This is a genomic window from Caldisalinibacter kiritimatiensis (genome assembly GCF_000387765.1).
Taxonomy (GTDB): Bacteria; Bacillota; Clostridia; order Tissierellales; family Caldisalinibacteraceae; genus Caldisalinibacter; species Caldisalinibacter kiritimatiensis.
The window spans coordinates 1-5,434 of the sequence record NZ_ARZA01000264.1 but is presented as its reverse complement, the minus strand read 5'-3'; the positions used below and the strand labels follow the sequence as shown (position 1 = coordinate 5,434).

Genomic DNA, 5,434 nt, shown 5'->3' with positions numbered 1-5,434 from the left:
TACTATTTAAAATCACAAAAATGTTCGATTTTTTGTGTCTAAAATATTGACATAAGTCCACCTTATAGCAATAGCTAACATAGACTTACCCCTAAAGTTAACACGTTCCACCAAAAGAAGTCGCATTAGAGCTCATAAAAAGCTCCTTGGAACCAGCATCGATGAGCGACCAGAACACATTAATGATCGTAGTGAATTTGGTCATTGGGAAATTGATACAGTAATCGGTAAGAAGGATAAATCTGATTCTGTTTTATTGACTATGACCGAGCGTAAAACCCGCAAAGAGATTATACGCAGAATTCCCGGCAAAACAGCAACAGACGTTAACAGCGCTCTTATAACCTTAGCAAATGAAGCTGGGGAGCATTTCTCCAAGGTCTTTAAGAGCATCACAGCAGACAATGGTAGTGAGTTCGCTGAACTATCTTCTTTTGAACAAGTAGGTGGTAGTAAAATATATTTTGCACATCCCTATAGTTCTAGTGAACGTGGGACTAATGAACGCCACAATGGCTTAATAAGACGCTTTATCCCCAAAGGGGAATCTATTAGTCAGTACTCTACTTATGCTATAACAGGTGTTCAAGAATGGTGTAACACGCTACCGCGTAAAATACTAAACTACCTCACACCTAATGAAGCTTTTGAAGATGAACTTAGGTTACTACTATACAATTAAATTTCCATAATATTACAGTTAAGAAATTAGTTCAATTTGTTATTGCAATTTAGCTAATTTAATTTTTACGGATTCCATGAATAATTCAGGATAAATATTAGTTTATGAAAATGCCTACCTACAAGATTTACACGTCTTGCAGGTAGGCATCTTTTATTTCACTTAACCTAATTACTAAAATTAAACCCTTCCCCTAATACTTCATGGACAAACCCTACTGTTATAAAAGCATCTGGATCAATATTTTGAACGTAATGCTTAATTTTTATATATTGCTTTCTAGATACGACAGTATTTATTATAGTTTTCTCTTTATTTGAAAATCCACCATCACCGTGATATAGAGTAGTTCCTCTACTTATGGTCTTGATTATATACTGGTTTATTTCTTCTTTTTTATCACTTATAATCATAATATTCATTTTTTTACTAAATCCTGCGATAACATTATCTATTACATAAGCATTGATAATAACTCCTAATAGAGCATATAGTCCAAGCTTAGCGCCAAAGGTTAGTCCTGCAAATATAGTAATAATAAAATCGGCTGAAAGCAATGCCTTTCCTATATCTAAATGGGTGAACTTATTTATAATCTTTGCTATAATATCTGTTCCACCTGTTGAAGAGTTTTGATAAAAAATTATGGCCATACCAATTCCTTTGATTATAATCCCATAGATTAAATTTATCATTATATCATCTATTATTGGCTTATCCATCGGGCTTATGATTTCGAACAAATATATCATCCCAGACAAAAGAAAGCTCGAGTATATTGTATATCCGCCGAACTCCTTACCTATTATTAGAAAGGCAAGGGCGAAAAGAATAATATTGGATATAGTCATTATGATCCCTATTGGGATAATAGGAAAAACTTTGTTTATAACCATGGCTAATCCTGTAACACCACCTACTGCAAGATTGGCAGGAATTAAAAAATAGTATAGTCCTACTGCCATAATTAATATTCCTATATTAATAAAAATAAATCTCTTAATATTAATCCTCATACTCATTTCTCCACAAATTATTATCCTTTAGAGCTTTCACCAAAGTTTCTCCCATAACTGCAGGGTTCTCTGCCACAGAAATTCCACAATTTTTCATAGTTTTTATTTTTTCATCAGCTGTTCCTTTTCCGCCAGATATGATAGCTCCTGCATGACCCATTCGTTTTCCTTTAGGAGCCGTTTGACCTCCTATGAATCCAACTACTGGCTTTTTCATATTTTCTTTAATCCATAGGGCTGCTTTTTCTTCAGCTGTTCCACCTATTTCACCAATCATAACGACTGCATCGGTATTCTCATCCTCATTAAATGCTTTTAATACATCTATAAAATCTGTGCCATTAACAGGATCTCCTCCAATTCCAACAGCTGTAGATTGACCTATTCCCTTCTCAGTTAATTGATGAACTGCTTCATATGTTAAAGTACCGGAACGGGATACCACTCCTATTCTACCTTTTTTGTGTATATATCCAGGCATAATACCAATTTTACATTCATCGGGGGTTATAATTCCAGGACAATTAGGCCCAATTAATCGAGTCTTCTTCCCTTCCATATATCTTTTGACTTTTACCATATCATTTATTGGAATATGTTCTGTTATGCATATAACCATATCTAAACCAGCATCTACTGCTTCTAAAATTGCATCTGCTGCAAATCTAGCCGGCACATATATAACAGAAGCTGTAGCTTTAGTTTGAACAACAGCCTGTTGTATAGTATCAAATACTGGAACCCCTTCAACTTCCGTACCACCTTTCCCCGGGGTAACACCTGCAACTATCTTAGTACCATATTCTAGCATTTGCCTTGTATGATATTGGGCTGTTTTCCCAGTTATACCTTGTACTATCAATTTTGTATTTTTATCTACCCAAATACTCATTTTTTGTCCCCACCTTTCTATTTAATTAACTCTACTACTTTTTTAGCACCTTCATCCATAGATTTGGCTGTTACTATGTTTATATCAGAACTGTCAAGAATTTCTTTACCTAAAGAAACGTTTGTACCCTCTAAACGTACCACTAAAGGAACCCTTAAATTTACTTCCTTTGCAGCTTTAACTATTCCACTAGCAATTACATCACATTTCATTATGCCACCGAATATATTTACAAATATCCCCTTAACTCTATCATCAGACAAGATTATCTTAAATGCATTGGTGACCTTTTCTTCCGATGCTCCACCGCCAACATCTAGGAAATTAGCCGGTTCTCCACCATAATATTTTATGATATCCATGGTAGCCATTGCTAAACCTGCGCCGTTTACCATGCAACCAATATTTCCATCTAGGGAGATATACGATAATCCATGCTCAGATGCTTCTACTTCCTTTTCATCCTCTTCATCTAGGTCTCTGTATTCCAATATATCTTTATTTCTATATAAACTGTTTTCATCGAAATTTAATTTAGCATCTAGTGCAATCACTTTTTCCTCTGCTGTCACTACTAAAGGATTGATTTCTGTTAGAGTGCAATCCTTTTCCATAAAGCATTTATATAGATTCATCATTATCTTTACAGTATCACTAATTACATTTGACGGTATATTGATATTAAAGCATAGTCTTCGTGCTTGAAATTCAGCCAATCCTACCACTGGGTCGATAACTTCCTTGAATATTTTTTCAGGACTTTTAGCGGCAACTTCCTCAATATCAGTTCCACCTTCCTCAGAGGCTATCATTGTCACCCTTGAAGTTTCTCTATCCAAGGTAATTGCTAAATAGTACTCCTTTTCTATATTACACCCCTCTTCTATTAAAAGGGTTTTAATTTCCTTTCCCTGGGGCCCAGTTTGATGGGTTACTAAGTTTTTTCCTAATAGTTCTTCTGAAAAATCTCTAATTTCGTCTATGCTTTTTGCAATCTTCACTCCTCCTGCTTTTCCCCTGCCTCCAGCATGAATTTGAGCCTTTACAACTGCTATATTACTTTCAATTTTCCAAGCTGCCTTCTCGGCATCCTCTATCTTTGTTATAACTTCTCCTTTAGGTACTGGTATATTGTAGCTTTTCAATAATTCTTTAGCTTGGTATTCATGTATATTCATTTATAGCCCTCCAATCTTATATTTTGAACAAAATACTTGTAAATAAAATCATAAAAAACAATGCAAAGGGATATGTTGCTCCGTATCCTACTGTAACATCATCGCTATCAAAGGCTTCTATAGAAGCTGCTAATCCAGGTGTACTGGTCATCCCACCACATATTCCTCCTACTAGATATATATTGCTTAGTTTTAGTATTTTCTTGCCAACTAAATATCCAAATAAGATGCTAATAACAGCTGTAAAACCACCTACTACCAATAATTGAGCTCCAGATGTCTTTATAAGATTCAATGCATTATATCCATAGTTCAGTCCTACAATGGAAAGAAACATATTTAATGATATATCCCTTACTACGCCTAGCTGCCCTTTATTCATATTAAAGTTTAGAAAACTTATTTTCTTGATATCCCCCAGGATTAGGGCACTTATAAGTACTCCTCCTGTTGATCCTAATGAGAAATATCCTAAATAGCTTCCTAAATAAATATTTATTTTTCCAATGATAATTCCTAATAAACATACAAAACAAAATGAAACTATGTTGAAGTTTATTTCGTTAGAATTAGCAACCTCTTTTTTACCATGTAATTTTCCTACGGTTATATGATTTTTTTGATGTTTCCCTAATAGCTGTACAAAAATTATTACAATGGCAACTCCAGGTATATAGGATATTGAATAGCCTAAGCCAATCATTGCCTCTGCATTTCCTGCTAGTTCTTTAGCAGACTCAATAGCAGTAGCTAATCCTGGTGAACTGGTTAAAGCACCTACATATGTTCCAATGATGCTAATTTTTAAATCATTAAATAATACATTGATGAAAAACCATGTAGACAATGCTCCTGTTGAGGTTATAGCTAAGGCCAAAACCATGAATCTATACCCATTTTTTTTGATTGTCTCTCTGATATTTTTTGATGCTAATAATCCTACTGATGCTATAAAGCCTATGAGACTTAGCTTAAATACTTCCTTTGGGATAAAGGGCTTACTTAACATTATAGAATCCTTAGCTTCCATCTGTAGATATTTAGTGACCAAGTAACTTATCACAATACCAACAAACAGTCCTCCAGAGCTTCCTAGCTTAATATTTTTGTAGTGTAACCTTCCAATTAGTTGTCCTAAAAATATACTGGAAAACATAAGTAAAAGGGGATTTGAAATAAAGTCTGTAATGTTCAAATGTCATACCTCCAATAAAAAAACTCAGCATATCTGCCGAGTTTTACACATGAGTTATTTCATAACAAAGAGCCTTTCTATACATAGAAAGGGCATTATTAATATACAGTAGAATGTATCAAATATTCTACTATCAAATAACACCTCCTCATCCTCGTGAGTAATAAAACGGCATTGTTCCCATTGGCAGGTCTCCTGACTAAGGAATAACAAATCTTACACCTTCCCATACTACCAATACAGTGGTATAAGTAAGATTCTATCCATTACAGTGGCGGGACCGTGTTGGAATTTCACCAAACTTCCCTATTAAGCAACCCCATAATATGAGTTGCACCAACAGCCTCTATATTCAATTACAATATAAAATATATCATCATTACATCAAAATGTCAACGAAAGATAATAAATCGTTACTGTCAAGTAATAGTTGGCAATTTTTCTTTTTCAAAATTAATCATCCAATAATTT

5 protein-coding genes and 1 riboswitch are annotated in these 5,434 nt (G+C 34.2%); of the genes, 1 reads left to right on the top strand and 4 read right to left on the bottom strand.

What is annotated here, in order from left to right; translation table 11 throughout:
- The first annotated feature begins 64 nt into the window (after positions 1-64).
- Positions 65-682, top strand: a complete 618-nt coding sequence (locus tag L21TH_RS11885) for an IS30 family transposase (RefSeq protein ID WP_205617992.1) — start codon at positions 65-67, stop codon at positions 680-682.
- Between the two features lie 167 nt (positions 683-849).
- Here the strand turns inward: L21TH_RS11885 and L21TH_RS11880 are convergent, their stop codons facing one another.
- Genes L21TH_RS11880 through L21TH_RS11865 form a run of 4 tightly spaced genes read right to left on the bottom strand, consistent with a single transcriptional unit; the run spans position 850 to position 4,963 of the window.
- Positions 850-1,698: a YitT family protein gene (locus L21TH_RS11880; protein WP_034430079.1), complete on the bottom strand. Its 849-nt coding sequence runs from the start codon at positions 1,696-1,698 to the stop codon at positions 850-852.
- Positions 1,688-2,590, bottom strand: a complete 903-nt coding sequence (gene sucD, locus L21TH_RS11875; protein ID WP_006316797.1) for a succinate--CoA ligase subunit alpha — start codon at positions 2,588-2,590, stop codon at positions 1,688-1,690. The genes L21TH_RS11880 and sucD overlap by 11 nt, the downstream gene beginning before the upstream one ends.
- A gap of 17 nt (positions 2,591-2,607) precedes the next feature.
- Entirely contained in the window at positions 2,608-3,768 is a 1,161-nt protein-coding gene (gene sucC, locus L21TH_RS11870; protein ID WP_006316795.1) for an ADP-forming succinate--CoA ligase subunit beta, read from the bottom strand.
- A gap of 16 nt (positions 3,769-3,784) precedes the next feature.
- The gene (locus tag L21TH_RS11865) at positions 3,785-4,963 is read right to left on the bottom strand and encodes an aspartate-alanine antiporter-like transporter (protein ID WP_006316781.1); all 1,179 of its coding nucleotides are present in this window, start codon (positions 4,961-4,963) and stop codon (positions 3,785-3,787) included.
- 168 nt (positions 4,964-5,131) lie between these two features.
- A riboswitch (cobalamin riboswitch) is annotated at positions 5,132-5,319 on the bottom strand.
- Positions 5,320-5,434 lie beyond the last annotated feature (115 nt).